The organism is uncultured Sulfitobacter sp. (genome assembly GCF_964021855.1).
In the GTDB taxonomy this organism is placed as follows: domain Bacteria; phylum Pseudomonadota; class Alphaproteobacteria; order Rhodobacterales; family Rhodobacteraceae; genus Sulfitobacter.
In genome coordinates, this window is the sequence record NZ_CAXHZD010000001.1 from 357,496 (window position 1) to 379,137 (window position 21,642).

The 21,642-nt window shown below is 58.5% G+C and carries 19 protein-coding genes; 9 read left to right on the forward strand and 10 right to left on the reverse strand.

All coding sequences use genetic code 11. The annotated features are described in order from the left end of the window. Positions 1–171 precede the first annotated feature (171 nt). Together ahcY and AADJ11_RS01700 are read left to right on the forward strand one after the other, a co-directional pair. A complete protein-coding gene (ahcY, locus tag AADJ11_RS01695; protein WP_341232829.1) occupies positions 172–1,560 on the forward strand; it encodes an adenosylhomocysteinase in 1,389 nt (462 codons plus the stop codon). A gap of 165 nt (positions 1,561–1,725) precedes the next feature. After that, positions 1,726–2,886 (forward strand): aminotransferase class I/II-fold pyridoxal phosphate-dependent enzyme, encoded by a 1,161-nt coding sequence (locus tag AADJ11_RS01700; RefSeq protein ID WP_341232830.1) that lies wholly within the window; start codon positions 1,726–1,728, stop codon positions 2,884–2,886. On the opposite strand, the gene AADJ11_RS01705 is transcribed toward AADJ11_RS01700, so the two are convergent. Continuing rightward, the gene (locus AADJ11_RS01705; RefSeq protein ID WP_341232831.1) at positions 2,883–3,998 is read right to left on the reverse strand and encodes an aminotransferase class V-fold PLP-dependent enzyme; all 1,116 of its coding nucleotides are present in this window, start codon (positions 3,996–3,998) and stop codon (positions 2,883–2,885) included. The genes AADJ11_RS01700 and AADJ11_RS01705 overlap by 4 nt on opposite strands. 120 nt (positions 3,999–4,118) lie before the next feature. Between AADJ11_RS01705 and AADJ11_RS01710 the strand changes: the two genes are divergently transcribed. The 4 genes from AADJ11_RS01710 to AADJ11_RS01725 are packed head-to-tail and all read left to right on the forward strand — an operon-like array spanning position 4,119 to position 9,127. Then, entirely contained in the window at positions 4,119–4,910 is a 792-nt protein-coding gene (locus AADJ11_RS01710; protein WP_341232832.1) for a cyclase family protein, read from the forward strand. A 56-nt stretch (positions 4,911–4,966) separates the two neighbouring features. Further along, positions 4,967–5,449, forward strand: a complete 483-nt coding sequence (locus AADJ11_RS01715; RefSeq protein WP_341232833.1) for a MarR family transcriptional regulator — start codon at positions 4,967–4,969, stop codon at positions 5,447–5,449. 10 nt (positions 5,450–5,459) lie between these two features. After that, on the forward strand, positions 5,460–7,598 hold the full coding sequence (locus tag AADJ11_RS01720) for an indolepyruvate ferredoxin oxidoreductase subunit alpha (protein WP_341232834.1): 2,139 nt from the start codon (positions 5,460–5,462) through the stop codon (positions 7,596–7,598). Beyond that, entirely contained in the window at positions 7,595–9,127 is a 1,533-nt protein-coding gene (locus tag AADJ11_RS01725) for an indolepyruvate oxidoreductase subunit beta family protein (RefSeq protein WP_341232835.1), read from the forward strand. Before AADJ11_RS01720 ends, AADJ11_RS01725 begins: the two co-directional genes overlap by 4 nt. On the opposite strand, the gene AADJ11_RS01730 is transcribed toward AADJ11_RS01725, so the two are convergent. From AADJ11_RS01730 to xylF, 6 genes are all read right to left on the reverse strand, one after another. Beyond that, positions 9,101–9,793, reverse strand: coding sequence for a DUF1045 domain-containing protein (locus AADJ11_RS01730; RefSeq protein WP_341232836.1), 693 nt, complete (start codon positions 9,791–9,793; stop codon positions 9,101–9,103). The genes AADJ11_RS01725 and AADJ11_RS01730 overlap by 27 nt on opposite strands. Before the next feature lie 30 nt (positions 9,794–9,823). Beyond that, complete coding sequence (gene xylA / locus AADJ11_RS01735; protein WP_341232837.1) at positions 9,824–11,122, reverse strand: xylose isomerase; 1,299 nt, start codon at positions 11,120–11,122, stop codon at positions 9,824–9,826. Between the two features lie 22 nt (positions 11,123–11,144). Then, the gene (gene xylB / locus AADJ11_RS01740) at positions 11,145–12,578 is read right to left on the reverse strand and encodes a xylulokinase (protein ID WP_341232838.1); all 1,434 of its coding nucleotides are present in this window, start codon (positions 12,576–12,578) and stop codon (positions 11,145–11,147) included. Positions 12,579–12,600: 22 nt separating this feature from the next. Further along, the gene (locus AADJ11_RS01745; protein WP_341232839.1) at positions 12,601–13,344 is read right to left on the reverse strand and encodes an ATP-binding cassette domain-containing protein; all 744 of its coding nucleotides are present in this window, start codon (positions 13,342–13,344) and stop codon (positions 12,601–12,603) included. Further along, positions 13,344–14,657, reverse strand: a complete 1,314-nt coding sequence (locus AADJ11_RS01750; RefSeq protein ID WP_341232840.1) for a sugar ABC transporter permease — start codon at positions 14,655–14,657, stop codon at positions 13,344–13,346. The genes AADJ11_RS01745 and AADJ11_RS01750 overlap by 1 nt, the downstream gene beginning before the upstream one ends. 124 nt (positions 14,658–14,781) lie before the next feature. Beyond that, positions 14,782–15,804 (reverse strand): D-xylose ABC transporter substrate-binding protein, encoded by a 1,023-nt coding sequence (gene xylF, locus AADJ11_RS01755; RefSeq protein WP_341232841.1) that lies wholly within the window; start codon positions 15,802–15,804, stop codon positions 14,782–14,784. A 280-nt stretch (positions 15,805–16,084) separates the two neighbouring features. On the opposite strand from xylF, the gene AADJ11_RS01760 reads away from it, so the two are divergent. Next, positions 16,085–17,284 carry an ROK family protein gene (locus AADJ11_RS01760; protein WP_341233643.1) on the forward strand — a complete coding sequence of 400 codons (1,200 nt, stop codon included), beginning with the start codon at positions 16,085–16,087 and terminating at the stop codon, positions 17,282–17,284. Further along, positions 17,281–18,795: a CRTAC1 family protein gene (locus tag AADJ11_RS01765; protein ID WP_341232842.1), complete on the forward strand. Its 1,515-nt coding sequence runs from the start codon at positions 17,281–17,283 to the stop codon at positions 18,793–18,795. Before AADJ11_RS01760 ends, AADJ11_RS01765 begins: the two co-directional genes overlap by 4 nt. Here AADJ11_RS01765 and AADJ11_RS01770 read toward each other — a convergent pair. Beyond that, positions 18,792–20,144, reverse strand: a complete 1,353-nt coding sequence (locus AADJ11_RS01770; RefSeq protein ID WP_341233644.1) for a cytochrome c peroxidase — start codon at positions 20,142–20,144, stop codon at positions 18,792–18,794. The genes AADJ11_RS01765 and AADJ11_RS01770 overlap by 4 nt on opposite strands. Positions 20,145–20,356: 212 nt before the next feature. Between AADJ11_RS01770 and AADJ11_RS01775 the strand changes: the two genes are divergently transcribed. Next, positions 20,357–20,698 carry a DUF2853 family protein gene (locus AADJ11_RS01775; RefSeq protein WP_341232843.1) on the forward strand — a complete coding sequence of 114 codons (342 nt, stop codon included), beginning with the start codon at positions 20,357–20,359 and terminating at the stop codon, positions 20,696–20,698. A gap of 251 nt (positions 20,699–20,949) precedes the next feature. Here the strand turns inward: AADJ11_RS01775 and AADJ11_RS01780 are convergent, their stop codons facing one another. Both AADJ11_RS01780 and AADJ11_RS01785 read right to left on the reverse strand, forming a co-directional pair. Further along, positions 20,950–21,369: an EVE domain-containing protein gene (locus AADJ11_RS01780; protein WP_341232844.1), complete on the reverse strand. Its 420-nt coding sequence runs from the start codon at positions 21,367–21,369 to the stop codon at positions 20,950–20,952. Then, positions 21,369–21,641 carry a YciI family protein gene (locus tag AADJ11_RS01785; protein WP_341232845.1) on the reverse strand — a complete coding sequence of 91 codons (273 nt, stop codon included), beginning with the start codon at positions 21,639–21,641 and terminating at the stop codon, positions 21,369–21,371. Before AADJ11_RS01785 ends, AADJ11_RS01780 begins: the two co-directional genes overlap by 1 nt. Between the last annotated feature and the right edge of the window lies 1 nt (position 21,642).

A 21,642-nucleotide genomic window follows, 5' to 3' on the forward strand; every position in this document is an offset into this window, starting at 1 on the left:
CTGTGTGCCTGTCCGTTCTTCCCACGATGCCCGCGATCATGAAACCGTAAATACACGCGGCATCGGCGCAAAATAGCGGTGGTACGCCACCATTCCCATCAATCGTTGAGATTAAAGATTTAAAGTGCTACGCGCGTGGCAAATATCCGATCTTTTGAAAAGGGATGCCAAATGGCCAACGATTATATCGTTAAAGACATTAGCCTTGCCGCGTATGGTCGCAAGGAACTTGATATCGCCGAGACTGAAATGCCGGGCCTGATGGCGTTGCGTGCCGAATATGGTGAAAGCAAACCGCTGGCCGGTTCGCGCATCGTTGGGTCGCTGCACATGACGATCCAGACCGCTGTTCTGATCGAAACGCTGGTTGTGCTGGGTGCCGATGTGCGCTGGGCCTCGTGCAACATCTTTTCGACCCAAGACCACGCCGCCGCTGCAATTGCTGCGGGCGGCACGCCTGTTTTCGCGATCAAAGGCCAGTCGCTGGAAGAGCACTGGGATTACCTTGATAAATCCTTCCAGTTCCCCGAAGGCCCGAACCTGATCCTCGACGATGGCGGCGACGCGACGTTGTACATCCTGCTGGGCGCCCGCGCCGAAGCAGGCGAAGACGTGATCGCCGTGCCGACATCCGAAGAAGAAGTCGCGATCAAAGCGCAGATCAAAAAGCGCATGGAAGCCTCCCCCGGTTGGTTCACCAAGATGCGCGACCAGATCAAAGGCGTGTCCGAGGAAACAACAACCGGCGTTCACCGCCTGTACGATCTGGTGAAACAGGGCCAACTGCCTTTCCCTGCGATCAACGTGAATGACAGCGTGACCAAGTCGAAATTCGACAACAAATACGGCTGCAAGGAATCGCTGGTCGACGGCATCCGCCGCGCCACAGACACCATGATGGCCGGTAAGGTCGCCGTGGTTTGCGGCTATGGTGATGTTGGCAAAGGGTCGGCGGCATCGCTGGCCGGCGCTGGCGCACGGGTCAAAGTAACCGAAGCCGATCCGATTTGCGCGCTGCAGGCTGCTATGGACGGTTTCGAAGTCGTGCTGTTGGAAGACGTGTTGGCCACCGCTGACATCTTTATCACCACCACCGGCAACAAAGACGTGATCCGGATCGAGCATATGCGCGAGATGAAGGACATGGCGATCGTTGGCAACATCGGCCACTTCGACAATGAAATTCAGGTCGCCGCGCTGAAGAACCACAAATGGACGAACATCAAAGAACAGGTCGACATGATCGAGATGCCTTCGGGCAACCGCTTGATCCTGCTGTCCGAGGGTCGTTTGTTGAACCTTGGTAACGCCACGGGCCACCCGTCGTTTGTGATGTCTGCGTCCTTTACCAACCAAGTGTTGGCGCAGATCGAACTGTGGGAAAACACCGGCAAATACAAAAACGAAGTGTACATCCTGCCCAAGCATCTGGACGAGAAAGTCGCCCGCCTGCATCTGGATCGTATCGGCGTAAAGCTGACCCAGCTCAGCAGCGAGCAAGCGGCCTATATCGGCGTCAAACCCGAAGGTCCGTTCAAGCCGGAACACTACCGCTACTAAATCCGGGCCAACCCGCCCAAGATCGCGCCGCTTCGACATCTGTCGGGGCGGCGTTTTTCGTTTCAGGGGGCCGCAATTCCTGTCACCCTTTAAGCTTGGCTTTTGATCCCGGACCGCGTTATCAAAATAGGTGCAAACGCATGTATCTCATGCAAGGAGAGCCTGATGCCCATACGCCCCGCCCGCCGGATTACCGACACCAGCCCGAAAAACTTTGGGATGTTTGCCAAAGCGGTTGGGATGCCGGAGGATTTGATCCATCTTGAACTGGGGATGCCCGCCGAGGATACCCCCCAGCATATCAAGGACGCGACGATTGCTGCGCTGCAAGCTGGGGCCGTACATTATTCCGATCTGCAAGGGCTGCCCGAACTGCGCAGCGCGCTGGCGACAAAGCTGCGGGATCAGAACAAGCTGGATGTCACAGCCGACAATGTGCTGATCACCAACGGGTTGACCCAAGGGTCGTTTGCCGCGTTCATGGCGTTTCTGGATGACGGTGACGAGGCGCTTTTGCTGGTGCCCTATTACCCCCAACATATCGGCAAGGCAGAACTGGCGGGGGCCAAAGTGACCATCGCCCCTTTGGACGCAAGCAACGGGTTTTCCATCAATCGCGCCTTGATAGAGCCGCATATCACCCCTGCGACCCGTGTGATCGCCTTGATCAACCCCTGCAATCCGACGGGCCGAGTCTATACCCGTGCGGAACTGCAAATCATTGCCGATCTTGCGCAGGAACATGATCTTTTGGTGATCTCGGACGAGGTCTACGAAGAAATCACCTATGGCGAAACGCATATCTCGATCGCGTCCTTGCCGGGGATGAAGGAACGCACCATTTCGATGTTCGCCTTCACCAAAGCCTATGCCATGGACGGTTGGCGGCTGGGCTATGTGGTGGCAGACGCGGCTTTGATGGGCCCGTTGATGAAAATCACCACGAACGAGGTCACCCATGTGAACACGTTTATCCAGCACGGCGCGCTTGCCGCTGTCACGGGGGATGCGTCCGTTCTGGCTGGTATGGTCTCGCGGGATCGCGCCCGCCGTGATCTGGTGGTCGGGCGGCTGAACCAGATGCCCGGCGTCACCTGCGCCCCGGTTGAGGGCACGATTTACGCCTTTCCCAACATCGCCGCGACGGGCCTAAGCGCGCAGGATTGCGCGGACCGCTTGCTGGAAGAAACCGGCGTTGTGGTCGAGGCGGGCAGTTTTTACGGCGACGCGGGCGAGGGGCATTTGCGCGTGTGTTTCGGTTGCGCTGAAATTGATGTGCTGACCGATGCGATGGACAGGATGCAACGGTTCTTTAACGCGCTTTAGATCACCGCCTTCAGCGCCTGAAACAGACCCTCCACATGCGCGGCTGACGTAATCACCCCCGGCGACAAACGCAGGATCTGGCCGCGACAATCGACGTGGATATCCTGCGCGCGCAACGTGCCAACCAAGGCCTGCGCGTCAATGGTTTGCGGTAATTTTACCATAACAGACCCGCCGCGCTGTTCAGCATCCCTAGGCGTGGCAAGAGTTAACCCGGCATCATCTGCAGCCGCGATGATTTGATCGGTCAGCGCGCGGTTATGGGCCATTAGATCAGACTGCCCCGCATGCCAACGCAATGCGGGAATCGACCCTAAACAGGCCAAAACCGATGGTGTTCCATGGTCAAACCGCCGCGCATCGGGGGCATAGTCAAAGGCGTTCAAATCCCACGAAAACGGATTATCCTGCGAGAACCAGCCGCGCAGCTCGGGTGTAGTCTGTTCGATCAGATCACGGCGCATCTGGATGATGCCCGCACCGGGCGTACCGCACAGCCACTTCAAGCTGCTGGAAACCACAAAATCGGAGGCATAGTCATTCAGCGAAAACGGGATAATCCCGATCCCTTGGGTCAGGTCCACCCCGATCAACGACCCCATCGCGCGCCCATGTGCGATCAGCCGCTGCAAATCACAGCGGTGCGAACTGGTCGAGGTGACAAAGGTCAGCAGCGCCAGACCAACATCCGCGCCCCAAGTATCAAGCAGATCGTCATCCGTTACCCAAAATGCGCCGTCGCGTATCGGCACGGTATGCAGGGTGAACCCCATGCGATCCGCCAACCCGTTCAGCAGAAAATGCAGCGAGGGAAAGCAATCTGCCCCGATCAGCACGCGCTTGCCGCGCAATTGCCCCGCTGGCAGACCGCCAAGGATCGAAAACAGCGCCGTGGTGACATTTTCAGCGCTGGTCAGCGTCTCATCTGGCGCATCTATCAGATCGCGCCACAGGGTCAGGAACTCTTGTCTTTTGGTTAAAACCGACGGCCATTGCCCGTCATCCGGCGTGCCCCAGACATCGGAAAAATCAGCCAAAGCGGCGGCCATATCCTGCGCTTTTCCCGGATATTGACCGATAGAATGATAAAGAAAGTAGCCGCGATCAGGCATAAGTCCCTCAATTTATTGCGTAACTTTGTTAGCACGCTAATTTTATTGCAAATGCATATAACGCTACGTAGCATCCTTTATCAACAACAGTGCAACAGCATAACCACGGGAGATATGATGATGAGCGGCGCAGAAAGTCTGACGAACCTTGCAATGATGTTGGCGACCGGCGGTGTTGAGGTGATCGACTGTTCAAGCAGCCTTGGCCCTGACACCCCGATTTTAGAACTGCCCGAGGATTTTGCCAAGAACACCCCAAAGATCGAAATTCACAAGATCAGCGAATACGACAATGACGGCCCGTTTTTCGCGTGGAACTGGCTAAAGCTGGGCGAACATTCCGGCACCCATTTCGACGCGCCGCACCATTGGATTACCGGCAAGGATTACGAGGACGGCTATACCGACACGTTGGATGTGCAGCGCTTGGTCGCGCCGGTTAATGTCATCGATTGCGCCGCCCAATCCGCCGAGAACGAGGATTTCCTGCTGACCGCGGATGGTGTGAAAGCATGGGAAGCCGAACATGGCACCATCGGCAAGGGCGAATGGGTCGTGATGCGCACCGATTGGGACAAGCGCGTGCATGACGCCGCAAAGTTCCTTAACGCTGATGACGCTGGCCCGCACAGCCCCGGCCCGACGCCTGATTGCATCGAATACCTGCTGTCCAAGGGGATCGTCGGTTGGGGCACGCAATGTATTGGTACCGACGCGGGCCAAGCAGGCGGGATGGAACCGCCATACCCCGCGCATAACCTGCTGCACCTCAACAATTGTTTTGGCCTCGCCTCGCTTGCCAATCTAGACAAGCTTCCTGCCAAGGGGGCCATTCTGATCGCGGCACCGCTCAAGATTGAACGCGGCACAGGCTCCCCGATCCGTGCGCTCGCGCTGGTTCCAAAAGGTTAATTTACACTTCATGTTCGGCCCGATCACCCCTTCTGCATCAGGGAAAGGACCCTTGAATGGACGCCAAAGACAGCCCTGAAAAGCACGACGATACGACATTGGGCGAGGTGGGGCTGGATCAGTTCGCGCCCTATCTGATGAACCGGATTATGGGGCGCTATAATGCGGCCATGCAGGAAGAAATGGCCAAGCTGGGCCTGACAACCCCGCAGATGCGGTCGCTTGCGGTGCTGTCCGTGCGCGATGGTATTTTGATCCGCGAATTGGCCGTCTTTGCGGTTGTGCAGCAATCTACGCTTAGTCGGGCCTTGGATACATTGGCGCAAAACGGGTTGGTCCGGCGCCAGCCCGACCCCGACGACAGCAGGGCCACCCGCATCTTTCTGACCGACAGCGGGCGCGCGGCATTTCAGCGGCTTTGGCCGCATATGGCAGATGCCTATCAGGCGATGTTCGCGGGTATCGATGCTGCCGAAAAACAGGCCTTTGTCGGCACGTTGCAAAAGATGCTGAAAAACATCCGTAAACACGACTTTTGAAAGGGCCCAGATGGCCGAACGTTCCTTCAAAAAAGAGGTAGAACACCTGCGCAAAGGCGAGGGGGATGTCTTTACCGGCGAAGGCATATTGGCCCTGACCAAGGCGCTGTTGGAAAATGGCGTGGGCTATGTTGGCGGCTATCAGGGTGCGCCGATCAGCCATCTGATGGACGTGCTAGCCGATGCGCAGGATGTGCTGGGTGAACTGGGCGTCCGGTTCGAGGCAAACGCAAGCGAGGCTGCCGCCGCAGCCATGTTGGCCGCCTCTGTCCACTATCCGATCCGGGGTGCTGTCACCTTCAAGGGGCCGGTTGGCGTTAATGTCGCGTCTGATGCCTTGGCCAACCTCAGTTCTTCTGGCGTTACGGGTGGCGCGCTGGTGATTGTGGGCGAAGATTACGGCGAAGGATCGTCGATCATGCAAGAGCGGTCCCACGCCTTTGCCATGAAATCACAATTCTGGATGCTGGACCCGCGCCCGAATTTACCCAGCATTACCAAGGCTGTAAAGGATGGGTTCGAGCTGTCGGAAGCCAGCAATACCCCGGTGATGTTGATGGTGCGGATCAGATCGTGCCATGTGACGGGCAGCTTTGAAACCCGCGATAACGTCCCGCCGCCGCTGACCGTGCGCGACGCGCTGTCGGCCCCGCGCAGTGATTTCGCCCGCGTTGTGCTGCCCCCAATGAGCTATCTTCACGAGCAGGATAAAATCCAAAACCGCTGGCCTGCGGCTGAAAAATTCATCGCTGAAAACAAGCTGAACGAGGTGTTCGGCCCCGAACGTGCGCCGTTGGGCATTGTGGTTCAGGGGGGCATGTACAACGGCGTCGTGCGCGCGCTTCAGCGGCTGGGGCTGGCAGATATCTACGGCAACAGCGACGTGCCGCTTTATGTTTTGAATGTCACCTATCCCTTGGTCAAAGACGAATTTGACCGGTTTTGCCAAGGCAAAGAACACGTGCTGGTCGTCGAGGAAGGGCAGCCCGACTTTATCGAACAGCAGCTTGGCAGTTTTCTGTACAAATCGCGCAGTTCGGTCGAATTGCATGGCAAAGATATGCTGCCGATGGCGGGCGAATACACCGGTCAGGTCATGCTGGATGGTGTCACCGCGTTCCTGAAAACCGCCGCGCCCGAGATGCTGCCGGGCACGGTGCGCGCCCCAAATGCCGAGGCACTAAAGATACCGGATCTGTCGAAAACCGTCCCGATCCGGCCGCCCGGCTTTTGTACGGGATGCCCCGAACGCCCTATCTTCGCGGCAATGAAACTGACCGAACAAGAGCTGGGCAAACACCAGATCAGCGGCGACATCGGTTGCCATTTGTTCGCGGCGCTGCCCCCGTTTGAAATCGGGGGTGCTACCATGGGCTATGGGCTTGGTCCCGCCTCGAACGCCGCTTTTGATGGGGGCGGCGAACGGCGCGCGATCTCGATCCTTGGGGATGGTGGGTTTTGGCACAGCGGGCTTAGTTCCTCGATCGGGAACATGGTTTTCAACAAATCCGACACGGTCGCGGTGATCGTCGACAACTATTACTCCGCCGCGACAGGTGGTCAGGATGTCCTGTCGAGCCGCGCAAAAAACGATACTAAATCAACGAATAACCCCATTTCGGCGGCGCTCAAGGGGGTTGGCGTCGAATGGGTGCGCCAGATCGACCGTACCTATGACGTTGGCAAAATGCGAGAGGTTCTGCGCGAGGCGTTAACAACCGATTATGACGGGCCCAAGGTCATTGTCGCGTCGTCGGAATGTATGCTGAACAAGCAACGCCGCGAAAAACCGCTGCGCAATCAGGCGATCAAGGAAGGCCGCCGCGTTGATATCCCGCGCTTTGGCGTTGATCCCGACATTTGCACGGGCGATCACGCCTGTATCCGGCTGTCCGGTTGCCCGTCGCTGTCGTTGAAAAAGCTGGATGACCCGCTGCGCGATGATCCTGTCGCCCATATCGATCAAACCTGCGTCGGCTGCGGAAATTGCGGCGAGGTGGCGGATACCGCCATTCTGTGCCCGTCCTTCTATCAGGCCGATGTTGTGCATAACCCGACCCGGCTTGAGGCTTGGCGCACAAAACAGCGCAGTAAGGTGATTGGTTGGCTGCAATCCAGACGCGACGCCAAACGGTTGATGCTGCAATGAACGCGCTTTTCACGGAACAAACCGCTGATCCGCGTGCGGCCCAGATCACCAAACTGGCGGTCATGGCTGTGGGCGGGCAGGGCGGTGGCGTTCTGACGGGGTGGATCGAAACCATGGCCCGCGCCCAAGGTTATGCCGTTCAGGCCACCAGCGTTGCCGGCGTCGCGCAGCGCACCGGTGCCACGATCTATTACATCGAAATGACGCCAATGACCGATCAGCAGCCGATCTTTGCCTTGGCCCCGTCGGCCGGTGATGTCGATATTCTGATCGCGGCCGAGATGATGGAGGTCGGGCGCGCCATCCTGCGCGGCTTTGTCACGCCGGACCGGACCGTGCTGATCGGGTCAAGCCACCGCGCCTTGGCCGTGTCGGAAAAGACTGTTCCGGGCGACGGGATTGCCGATGCAGAAGAGGTCCGCGCAGCCGCTGAAATAGCCGCACAGAGACTGATTTTGGCCGATATGGAGCAGTTGGCGATTGATCAGGGATCGGTCATTTCGGCCAGCCTGTTTGGGGCGCTTGCAGGGACCGACGCCTTGCCCTTTCCCCGCGCCGCGTTCGAGGATGCGATCCGGCAAAGCGGCAGAGGTGTCGATGCCAGCTTGCGCGCTTTTCATGCGGGGTTTGATGCTGCGCGGAGTGGCGATGCAGGCAGGGTAAAGGAAGCAGAGACTCCGCCCGAAATCACAGGTCCGCAGAACTTGTTGCGCAGATATCAGGGGTTACGGGACCGTATCCATGCCATGCCGCCGATGGTACAGCAGATGGCCACCGCCGCCCTGCATAAGGTGGTGGATTTTCAGGACCACGCCTACGGCGCGTCCTATCTGGATCGGCTGGACGAGGTTATCGCCCGTGACAGCGTGGCGCATGATTGGCTGCTTAGCATCACAGCCGCAAAATATATGGCTAATGCAATGGCTTATGATGACATGATCCGCGTCGCTGACATAAAAACACGCGGCCCCAGATTTATACGCATCCGTGCCGAAATGGGCGCAGAACCGGATCAGGTCATGCAGCTGACCGAATATTTTCACCCAAGGGCCGAGGAAATCGCGGGGCTGTTGCCTGCAAGGTTTGGCGCTTGGGTCGAGGCGCGGCCAAAGATGATGGCATGGCTGGACCGGTGGTTTGACAAGGGGCGGCGGTTGCGCACCGACAGCTTGCCAGCATTCGTGATGTTATACGTCTTGGGCGGATTGAAATCCTATCGCCTGAAAACCCGCCGTCACGCGGTCGAGGTCGCACATCTTGAGGATTGGTTGGACCGCAGCCTTGCTCCGCTTGAGAAGGATTATGCGCTGTGCGTCGAGATGTTGCGCTGCCGACGTTTGATAAAGGGTTATTCCGATACCCATGCACGGGGGCTGACCAAATTTGACAGCGTGATGAATGGTGCGCAGATGGTGAAGGGGCGCAAAGATGCGGCAGATTGGGTCGCCCGTCTGCGCGAAGCGGCGTTGCAAGACCCCAAGGGAAAGGCGCTTTCCGGCGCGTTAGAGACTATTCGCAGCTTTGCCTAACCCAAATCGTGCGATCTGATGAAACCTGCTATCCATGTCTTCGCCGCATAGCGTCAGGCTATCAATATCAAACGGCGCGGGGATCGCGGGCATCAGATAGGCCTCGATCGCTTGACGCACTTGCGCCAGTTCCGCGTCAGGGATCGGCCCCGTCAGCGTGATGTGAAAGCGAAAGAATTCTTCGACATGGGGGTACCCCCATTGCCGCAATAACTGGCGCTGCCGAACCGACATATTGGGCCGGTTCTTGCGATTAAATTCCGCCTCGCCTAGGGGCGCGCGAAACGGGTCCAACGACTGCATTGCCGCTGATGCCAACCCGTTCAGCGCTGATGTGTCGCCCACGGGAGTCAGCGCCAAAAACCGGCCGATCTGCGTCAGCCCCAGCCCGCCCAGCGTAACGGAAGGATGGGCCGCACAAAACGCAGCCAGCGCGCCGGTTAATTCCTGCTCGGTCACGCCATCGGCAAGGGTACACGGTGCCTTGATCGTCGCATGTAACCCATATTTGCGCGGCCGTTCCGTGGTGGCCGCGACATTTACCCCTGGGATATCGGGATGCGGCACGGCGCACCCCTGCGCCAAATCCCACCCCAGCCAAGCGGTCGCCAATTGGCTGAAAGCACCTGGCGGGGGCGTGAAATATATGGCGTAGCGCTTGAACATAGGGTCAATTACTCCGCCATTGGCGATAGGTCAAAGATATCTGTTAACCAAGTTTTCCAACGCTTCTTGACGGCCAGATGCAGGCTGCGGGTCCAATGCATCCGCCTTGACCTGCGCGTTGATCGTCTCAAGGTCGGTATTCAACAGGCCCTGACCGCGCGCTGACCCCCAACCGGCGTACCGCGCCTTGCGGGCGTCCTCCAGCTTGCCGTCTTCCAACATTGCGGCAGCTGCCTTTAGCCCGCGGGCGCAAACATCCATCGCGCCGACATGGGCAAGGATCAGATCCTGCGCGTCCAGCGATTGACGGCGCAGCTTGGCGTCGAAATTCGTGCCGCCGGTCGTGAAACCACCCGCTTTCAACACTTCGTAATAGGCCAATGCGACTTCGGGCACGGAATTGGGGAATTGGTCGGTGTCCCAGCCCGATTGGTAATCGTTGCGGTTCATGTCGATGGACCCGAAAATCCCAAGCGCAGAGGCTAGTGCCAGCTCGTGCTCAAACGAATGCCCGGCCAGGATCGCGTGACCCTGTTCAATGTTTACTTTCACCTCGTTCTCAAGGCCGAAATCCTTGAGGAAGCCATAGACGGTCGCGACGTCGTAATCATACTGATGTTTGGTGGGTTCCTGCGGTTTAGGCTCGATCAGGATGCCGCCTTTGAACCCGATCTTGCGCGCATATTCGACAGCCATTTGCAGGAAGCGACCGGCCTGTTCACGCTCGCGTTTCATGTCGGTGTTCAGAAGGGTTTCATAACCTTCGCGCCCACCCCAAAGCACATAGTTTTCACCGCCCAGCTTGTGCGTGACGTCGATGCATTCTTTGACGGTCGCGGCGGCATAGGCAAACACATCGGGGTCGGGGTTTGTGGCCGCGCCCGCCATATAGCGACGGTTCGAAAACAGGTTCGCGGTGCCCCACAGCAGTTTGGTACCGGTCTGCTCCATCTTCTCGCCGAAATAATCGGTGATCTCGTGCAGGCGCGCTGTGCTTTGCGCGAAAGTATCGCCTTCGGGGCGCACATCGGCGTCGTGGAAACAGAAATACGGCTGGCCAAGGATTTTGAACATATCAAAGGCAGTATCGGCCTTGATTTTGGCGTGCTCCATCGTGTCGCCGAACCACGGGCGCACGAATGTTTGACCGCCAAACGGGTCGCCGCCTTCCCAGGCAAAGCTGTGCCAATAGGCCACGGCAAAGCGCAGATGCTCGGCCATGGTTTTGCCCATCAGCACCTCCTCAGGGTTATAGCTGCGATAGGCGAAATCGTGGCTCGCGTCGGGGTCATAGGTGATCGCCGGGATGCCGTCGAAAAAATCAGTCATGGGAGGGGTCCTTATCTCTAGGTCAACGCAAAGATTTGATTGCGCGGTATGTCTCGGAATAGCGGGCGTGGGCCTCTGCAAAGGTTGGAACCAGCTTTGAATCAGGCTCTATTACGCGGGAAATCGGGGGGGCGACGGCAATCTCGGCCCCTGCGCCGGTCGCTGCCATGCGGCCCAGACGGGCGGCCCCAAGGGCTGCACCAAAGTCGCCAGCCGCAGGCAGTTGAATGGGCATGTTCAGGGATGTTGCGATGGCCTGAAGCCAATAATCGGACTTTGATCCACCGCCGACGGCGATCAGGCTGTCGATCTTGGTGCCGGTCACAGCCATGGCGTCGAAACTGTCCCGCAGGGCGTGAGTGACGCCCTCAAGAACCGCGCGGACCATGGCGTTGCGGTCGGTTGCGTGGCCAAGATGCAGGAAACCCGCGCGGATTTGTGCGTCGTTATGCGGGGTGCGTTCGCCGCCCAGATAGGGCATGAAAATCGTCCGGCTGGGTGCCTGTAGTTGCCCCAAATCACCGGTCAACGTTTGCGCATCTTCTTGCAACACACCTGCCAGCCAGTTCAGCGCGTCGGTCGCCGACAGGATCACCCCCATCTGATGCCAAAGCCCGTGCAAGGCGTGGCAAAAACTGTGCAAGGCGCTTTCGGGTGCGGCGGCATAGCTGGGCGTGGCGGCGAACAACACGCCAGAGGTGCCCAGCGACACAAACGCCTGCCCCGGTTTCACAACGCCCATCCCGATGGCTGAGGCGGCGTTATCCCCGCCACCACCGGCGACAGGAATGCCCGCAGGCAGGCCAAGTTTGGCGGCAATTGATCCGCTCAGGGTGCCAGAAACGGCGGACCCTTCGACCAGCCGGGGCATTTGCGCCCGCGACAGGCCGGATAGCGCCAGCAATTCATCGGACCAATCCCGCGCGCCGGTATCCAGCCAGCTGGTGCCCGCGGCATCAGACATCTCGGACACGGCATCGCCTGTTAACCAAAACCGCAGGGCGTCTTTGGGCAGCAAAACCTTGTCGATCTTGGCAAATATTTCGGGCTCGTGCCGCCGGACCCATTCGACCTTGGGCGCGGTAAAACCGGGGAACACAATGTTGCCCGTTACCTGTCGCCAGACCGGATTGGCGTCGAATTCAGCCGCCTCAACAGCGGCACGGGTGTCATTCCACAGCATACAGGGGCGCAACGCCGCACCGTTTGCATCAATCAGCGTCGCACCATGCATGTGCCCGCTAAGCCCGATGCCCTGAACGCCGCTTAGATCAACACCAAGACCGGCGATTGCAGCCGCGCAGGCGGTGAACCAATCATCGGGATTTTGCTCGCTCCACCCGTCATGGGCGCGCGATACTTGCAAGGGCGCGCTGGCCTCGGCGATGATGTTTTCATCGGCGTCAACCAACAGCGCCTTCAGGCCCGAGGTGCCCAGATCAAGACCCAAAAACATGCGTTTTCCCCTTTGTCAGAGCCTAAGCAGCGTCGCGCGCTTTGCCCATGATGATCATGCTCAGGATGTCATCCTCGGTCACGTCACCGACCTTTTCGGTGCCGATCAATGTGCCGTTTTTCATCACCGACACACGGTCGCACAGGTCCAGCATTTCGCGGGTGTCGTGGCTGATCAAAAAGATACCCAAACCTTGGGCTTTCAGCTCTTTAATCAGGTCCGCGACCATCTTGCTTTCATGCACACCTAGGGCGGCAGTGGGTTCGTCCATAATCAGGATTTTGGCGTTGAAATACACAGCACGCGCAATCGCCACCGATTGCCGCTGACCCCCGGAAAGAGCTGAAACAGGCTCGTTTATCTTTTTGAAGTTGGGGTTGAGACGGGCCATGATCTTGCGGGTCTCGGCCTCCATCTGCGCATCGTCGACCAGACCGAAACGATTGGTTAGTTCACGGCCCAGAAACAGGTTGCTTGCCGCGTCAAGGTTATCGGCCAGCGCCAGCGTTTGATAAATCGTCTCGATATTATGACGGCGGGCGTCGCGGGGCGAATGAATGCTGGCTTTCTTGCCTTCGATCCAAATCTCGCCCTCGTCCATTTGATAGGCACCGGCAAGGATTTTGATCAGCGTTGATTTGCCCGCGCCGTTATGGCCCAGCAAGCCGACAACTTCGCCCGGATACAGGTCAAGCGACACGTTATCGACGGCACGCACACCGCCAAAAGACAGCGAGATATTCTTGAGCTCTACTAAAGGTGTCATCATTTCCCTCCCGTGCGGCGGCGATAGACAATGTCGATCCAGACGGCGAGGACCAGAACAGCCCCCACAACGATGTTTTGCAGCGGTGCGTCAACGCCGACCATCGCCATGCCCGATTGCAGCGACTGCATGATCAGCGCACCCAAGATCGCGCCGTGAATGGTGCCGATCCCGCCAGCAAGGGCAGTGCCCCCGATCACGGCCGCAGCGATGACGCGCAGTTCGTCCAGCGTGCCGATGTCGTTTGAGTGGTTGGTCAGGCGGGCCGATGCGACAACCGCAGACAGCGCCACCAAGGCACCCATCAGGGCAAATACCTTGACCGTCAACAGGCGTGTGTTGATGCCGGACAGCTCTGCCGCATCAGGGTTACCGCCGGTCGCAAAGATATAGCGCCCCAGCCGCGTGCGTTTGGCCATCACCGTCATGGCAATTGCAATCGCGATCAGCAGCAAGACGGAATAGGGAATGCCGTAAGCGGCGGCATAGCCGTCTGGCATCACCTCGCCGCGCGCCTTGAATTCACGGAGCAGACGGGCCGTTGGAACCTCGTAAGCGTTCAGGATCGCCACAAAGCCAAGGATACCCGCGGCGATGATCAGCCCGACGAGGGCTTCGGCCCAGACGGGTTTGACAGGAAAGCCATGCCCGATCTTGTTGCGCCGCGCGGCCCAGAGCGCCCAAAGCGCCAGCACCACCGCAATGATCCCGACGACCCAAGACCATGTTTCGCCTAAGGTACCGTTGATGCCGCCAAGTTTGCGGAATGTTTCATCAAGCGGGCCAATGGTTTGGCCGTCCGTCATGTACCACGCCACGTTGCGCCAAATCAAAAGGCCGCCCAGCGTCACGATAAAGGCGGGGATCGTGAGATAGCCAACCAGCCAGCCCTGAAGCGCGCCGATAATGGTGCCGATCAGCAACCCGACGGCAATGCTGATCCAAGGAATCAGCGGATGACCCAGGCCAAGCCCTAGCATTTTCGGCAAAATATCGGTCTGCGTCATGGCCATCGCGGCAGAACATGTCGCCAGCATGGCCCCTACAGACAGATCGATGTGGCGGGTGACGATCACAAACACCATGCCTGTGGCCATAATGGCGACACTGACGGTTTGGATGGTCAGGTTAAAAATATTGCGCGGTGTCAAAAACCGCCCATCGGTCAACACGTTGAACACCAGACACACCAGCACAAAGGCACCGATCATGCCCAACAGGCGTGTGTCGATTTCAAGCTGCGTTAGAAACGAACGTTTGGGGGCAGTCGGTGACGGATGTGTATCTGTCCCGGGTGTCGATGTGTCTGTCATGTAATTGGCTTCCGGATTGGGATGCGGTGTCTTTCAGCGGTGGGGGCACCCGTAGGTGAACGGCCCGCGCTTGAAAGGAAAATGGGGGTGCATCCCGGCCAATGCCGGGATGCGCTAGCTTAGTTTATTCGCAGGCTGCGACGTCTGTAACACCTTGGCAAAGCGATTCCTTGGTGATCCAGCCGGCGTCAAGCACAGCGTTCAGGTTGTCGAGGGTAACCGGCACGGGTGCCAGGAACTTGGCCGACAATGTTGTGCCGCCGGGCGATGTCCATTCGGACGCGCCGTCAATGGCACCCATTTCTGTACCACCGGCAAGGGCAACTGCGATCTCAGCAGCGTTTTTACCCAGATCGCGGGCATCTTTCCAAACGCTAACGGTCTGTGTGCCCTTGGCAACGCGGTTCAGCGCAGCATGGTCGCCGTCTTGGCCAGACACGGGTGTGCCTTCCATGCCTTGGGCTGTCAGTGCTGCAACAACACCGCCAGCTGTACCGTCGTTGGATGCAACAACCGCATCAACTTTGTTGTCTTGTGCGGTCAGGATCTGTTCCATGTTGCGCTGCGCGTTGGCAGGCAACCAGCCATCTGTGTACGCTTCGGCAACGATGGTGATGTCGCCCGCGTCAATCGCGGCTTGCAGCACTTCTTGTTGACCGCCACGCAGGAAATCGGCGTTCGGATCAGTGGGCGACCCCTTGATCATGACGTAGTTGCCTTTTGGCATGGCTTCGTAAACAGCGCGGGCCTGCATGCGGCCAACTTCGACGTTGTCGAATGTCAGGTAAAACGCACGTGGGTCTTCGATCAGGCGGTCATAGCCGACAACTGGAATACCTTCGTCAGCGGCGGCTGTGATGGCCGGGCCAATCGCTTGGCTGTCTTGGGCCAGAATGATCAGGGCATCAACGCCTTGGGCGATTAGGCTTTCCACGTCGGACAATTGCTTGGCCGAGGACGACTGCGCGTCGGAGCTGACGTATTTGGCACCAGCGGCATCCAAAGCAGCTTTGATCGCTGCTTCGTCAGTTTTCCAGCGCTCTTCTTGGAAATTGGACCAGCTTACGCCGACGGTAATGTCTTGCGCTGTGGCGGCATGGGTGAATCCGGCAGTGGCGACAGCCGCTGCCATAAAGAGTTTACGCATTTCTTTCCTCCCAGATGAAATGATTCCGATGTCCTAAGCGGCATCGATTTTTTCCGTGTACTGAGGTTGCGCGTTTTAATTCAGTTGTCAAAATAAATTTTTGATAATCGGACAAATAATTTGACAGGTATCGGCAAAATGAGGCCTATTTCGGAGGATCGAGGGAGAAGTGATTAGATCGAACGATCTGATGGGGGGATAAAGTTTGGCCAGCGAACTAATTCGGCAAGGCAGCCTTGAGAGCAGCGAAACGGCCACATTTGGCTGTGGGCCGCGGCTTATGCTGTCGAAAGACGACACACGCCCCCTGCGCCAACAGGTGTTCGAACAGGTGCGCGCGGCCGGTCATATGCCCCGCATGGATGTGGCACGCACCCTTGATATCAGCCCCGGTTCGGTCACCACCATCACATCCGATCTGATCACGCGCGGCCTGCTGCAAGAGGTCGAGGATAATCAGCGCGGCCCCAGCCGTGGCCGCCCGCCGATCGCGTTGCGCGTCGCACCTTGCAGCCGTTTTGTCATCGGGATGAAGCTGTCAGACGAACGCCATACCGCGATTCTGCTGGACCTTGCCGGGACCGTCATCGCCGAGGCCCATCTGGCCAGCGGTGCCTTGCGCCAGACCACGACCGAGGTGCTGGCCGAGGTGTCGAGCCTGATCCGCAAGCTGTTGCAAAAGGCCGGTCAAACCCATGATTCGATCAGCGCCATCGGCATCGGCTTGCCGGGTATCGTGGATGCGCAGACCGGTATTGTTCAATGGTCGCCTGTGTTGACCGATACCAATATTCCCCTGCGCGAAAAGCTGGCGCAGGAACTGGATTTGCCAGTGTCGCTGGACAATGACACCAACCTGCTGACGCTGGCCGAACTGTGGTTCGGGGCAGGGCGTGGCACGTCGAATTTTGTTGTCGTTACCATCGAGCGGGGCGTTGGCATGGGGCTGGTGCTGAACAACCGCCTGTTCCGTGGTGCGCTTGGTCCGGGGATGGAGCTGGGGCACACCAAGGTGCAGCTGGATGGTGCGCTGTGCCGTTGCGGCCAGCGCGGCTGTCTTGAGGCCTATGTCGCTGATTACGCCCTTGTCCGCGAGGCCGGAACCGCGCTGGATAGCGACCCGAGGGCCAGCAGTTCCGCAGTGACCATGATCGAAACCCTCTATGAAGAGGCAAACGCCGGAAACGAGGCCGCGCTGGCGATCTTTCGGCGGGCGGGGCGGTTTTTAAGCGTCGGCTTGGCAAATATCGTTCAGCTGTTCGACCCCGAGCGGATCATCCTAAGCGGGGAGCGGATGCGCTATGACTATCTGACCACGGACGACATGTTGGCGGAAATGAACAGCATGATTCTGCCCGCTGGCCGCACGCCCACCCCCGTGGATATCCACGCGTGGAGCGGCTCTGTCTGGGCGAAAGGCGCGGCGGCGCTGGCGCTGTCCGAGGTTACCGATGCGTTGCTGGGTGAAAACGCGGCATGATCCGCTGGTTACCCCTGATCGGTGTCATCGCGGCGGGATCAGTGCAGGCCAATCCGATCTTTCAAGACATCACCGACAGGGTGCCAAAGCACGAATACACCGGCGGGTGGGAGCATTTCGTCGGCGGTGGCGTGTCGGTCTTTGATTGCTCGGGCGACGGGTTGCCCGATATCGTGGCCGCTGGTGGCGCGTCGCCCATGACCTTGCTTAAAAACGTCTCTGACACAGGGGAAATTGCGTTTCAGCCGTTGCCCGGTTTGGTTGATATCACGGGCGTGACCGGGGCCTATCCCGTCGATATCGATGGCGATGCGGTTCTGGATCTATACGTGATGCGTGTCGGGCCTGATCGCGTGTTGCGCGGCGGGCCCGATTGCAGCTTTACCGATGTGACCGAACGCTGGGCCATTCCCCAAACCGATCAATGGACAACCGCCTTTACCGCGTGGTGGGATGTGGGCGCGCAATTTCCCACGCTTGCCGTGGGTCACTATGTGGACCGCGCAAACCCCGACGGGCCGTTTGGCACTTGCGACACACACACCATCCTGTCGCCATCTGCTGGAAGTGAACCAAGCTATAAAGCGATGACGCTGGAACCGGGCTATTGCACGCTGTCCATGTTGGCCGCCCAAGATGCACGCGGGGTGATGTCGCTGCGTATCTCGAACGACAGGCATTACTATTTGACCGGCGGGGCAGAGCAGCTGTGGGACATTCACGAGCGTCGTTTTCTAACCCCTGATGACGGGTTTCCGGCGGTGTCACTGTGGGGCATGGGGATCGCCAGCCGTGATCTGACAGGCGATGGCCGGGACGAGCTGATGTTGACGTCGATGGGCGATCAACTGATGCAGATCGCCCAACCAGACGGCACATATGCGAACGCGCCTTACGACATCGGCACCTATGCGCATAACCCCTATCTTAAGGGCGACGGGCGGCCATCAACGGGCTGGCATGCCACTTTTGGCGACGTGAATAACGACGCGCTGCCCGACCTATTTATTGCCAAGGGCAATGTGGATCAGATGCCGGGCATGGCCATGCGCGACCCGAATAACCTGCTGATCCAAGGGGGTGACGGCAAGTTTACCGAGGCCGGAGAGCATGCGGGCATTGCCGATGTTGCACGGTCGCGGGGGGCGGCGCTGGCTGATTTTGACGGCGATGGTCTGCTTGATCTGGTGGTGGTGAACCGCCGTGCGCCGATGCGGCTGTATCAAAACGTCACCCAAGGGGCGGGCAATGCCGCATGGGTGCAGGTGCAGGGCACAGGCGGCAACCGCTTTGCCATCGGCGCGCGGGTCAGCATCAACGCAGGCGATATGCAGCAAAGCCAACAGGTTACCATCGGCGGCGGGCATGCCGGGGCCGTTGCGCTGCCGCTGCATTTTGGGCTGGGGGATGCGGACAAGGCGCAGGTGACAGTCCGCTGGCCGGACGGGTCACAAAGCGATGGGTTTACCGTGAACGCGGGCGAAACCCTGACGATCCGCCAGGCCGATTAATCCGCGACACCGCCGACCGCCAAACCGCTGGGGACGGCATCTGGAATGCCCATGCGCCCGTTGAGCGCGGTGGCGTCGTCCAAGGTTTTCAGGAACGCGACCAAGGCCGCGATGTCTGGCGGATCAAGGGTGACGGGCGCGCGGATCAGCGCGGCCTGAACGATGCGATCGCGTGCCACCGGATCGTCCATCTCGCGCCAATCATCCGCCTCAAGCGGCGGAAGTTGCACGGTTTTACGCGCCTCTGGATCCGCCCCAAACCGGTTCGCTGCGGCGACGGGGTCAAGGTGATCGTTGATGAACTCATCAATCTTGCTATGGGCACCGGCATGACCCCACGGCCCGGTCTGCATGACATTGCGCAACGACGGTGTGCGAAACGCAAAATCATCTGCCGGATCGCCAGTCACCCTGTTCCGGCCCAGATCATGCGCATGGTTTTCAAACACCGCCGCCTTGCCGGGGCCAAGCTGGGGCGCGCCCATTGCGTGAAAGCTGTGATCCGTCTGAAAAGGTCCGCTGTGACAGCTGCTGCATCCCGCATCGCCATAAAACAGGTCCATCCCCTGTGCTGCATCGGCGGGGTATCCGGCATCTGGGTCGCGCAGATAGTCATCAAACACCGACGTGTCCGACCGCCATTCATGCGCAACAAACACCGCAATCGCGTTCGATATATCGGTAAAGGCGATCTGATCCGGGCTGTCGATGTGATCATAAACCGCCTGAAATTGCTGGGCATAGCCGGGCAGGGTGGCAACCCTGCGCGCCAAAATATCCCAAGCGCCGCCTTGGCCTGTGATCAGCCCCTGCCGCACGGCTTTGGACACGTCATTCTCAAGCTCTTGGCCAGCCATTTCATCGGGGCTGAGAACTGGAAACATGGTCTGCGCTGACAAAAGCGAGGCAAACCCGTCAAGCATGTCGTCGTCCAGTGGCGTGCGAAAGCCGGAGGGCGTGGTATCGTCGACCTCAATCCGGCCATCGTGGAACATGACCGTGAATTCAGCCGCACCAAGGTTAAACAACGCGGGCGAATTGCGCGGAATCCGGTCGGGTGGCATGTTGTTTGGGTCACCGCGCCGCGCTGGCCCCAGCCCAATGCCGCCTTCGCCGATGCCCAGCGACACCCCGTCGCTGGTGGCAAATTTCGGGTGGTGGCAGGTCGCGCAGGCAATGTTTTTGTTGCCCGACAGAATGGGGTCGTAAAACAGCAACTGGCCCAGCAATGCTTCGTCCATGTTTACAGGGGCATAGGCCGATGCCGGAACCGGATCAGGCAACGGCCCCGCAAAGGCACCAAGGGCGCTGGCGATAAGGATGAAAACTGAGGGGCGAAACAAAACCATGCGGTCAGCATTGCGCAGTTTCTTTCCGTCAACAAGGTGATCTAAGCTCCGCTCCGCGGTCATGTTTCACTCTGCAAACCGATAGTTGTTAAGAATTGGTTAACGTGGTTTCGGCCCAAGGGAACATAAATAACTTTTGCCAAAGCGAAATTCTGACTAGGGTCTAGCGCGAGGCCGCAATGAACGGTCAAGGACAAGCATGGAGCTAAGTAATGGGTAAGAGAGACGAATGGATCGCGAAATACGCGGATGATCTGACAAACAAATGTGGCATGACACCTGATATGCCGTTGCTGACCAAGGTGACAATCGGTTGCGGGCCTGCGATTTACAACGCGGATGCACAGACCGTCGCGGCCAGCCAGGACAGCGAACTTGAGCTGGTTAAACAGAACTTTCTGATGAAAAAGCTGGGCATGGCCGACGGCCCCGAGCTGATGGAAGCGATCCATAAAGTAATCGATATCTACGGCAAATCCGAGCGCAACAAATACCGCGCCGTGATCTATTACATGCTGACCAAACATTTCGGCAAAGAGGCTGTGTACGGCTAAGCCGCGCGCCCTTTCAAAGTGAACCCGATACAGGAGCGCCCAATTGGTTAATTGGGCGTTTCTTTATTACATCCCCTTTGAAACACTAGATTCTTGCGCTGAATCGTTCGGGGGGGTACCACAAACCAGTCGGCCAGGATGGCCAGAACATATTTCGATACACGCGAGGTGGCCTTTCGGGGAACGCGTGGGGTGAGAAAGGGTTCTGGCACTGCGCCGGAACCCTTTTTACATTTCAGACACCCAGTAAGTTACGCTTCGGTATCGCCCATGGCGCAGATCTGTTGCCACTGCTGGTCTGTGACAGGCTGCACCGACAATCGCGGGCTTTTGACCAAGGGCATGTCGTCAAATCGACCATCACCCTTAATCTGGTCCAGCGTGACCGGGTTCTTAAAGGGCCGTACAGCTTTGATATCGACGCAGGTCCAACGCGGATCATCGGTTGAACTGTCCTGATGGGCCTCGGCGCAGACCTCAACAATGCCGACAATGGCGCGTTCACCTTGAGAGTGATAGAAAAACCCACGGTCGCCGATTGCCATGTCGCGCATGAAATTACGTGCCTGATAATTGCGCACGCCGTCCCATTCCTCGCCCGCGTCCCCTTTGGCGACCTGATCATCCCAGCCCCATGTGGATGGTTCGGATTTGAACAACCAATACGCCATCAGCCGATGACCCTGTTCCACGCGACCAATTGCACATCTGCAAACAGACCGGCCTTGGCATAGGGGTCATTATCCGCCCAGCTTTGCGCGCCGGCCATATCGGCGACATCCAAAATCACCAGCGATCCGCACATTTGACCGTCGTCATCCAGCAAGGGGCCCGCCTGCGCAACACAACCAGTTGATTTCAGGTAATCGACATGGGCCGGGCGGTTTTCCTGACGCACAGGCAATGCGCCGGGTTTGTCATGGGCAAATAGGGCAACGAGCATA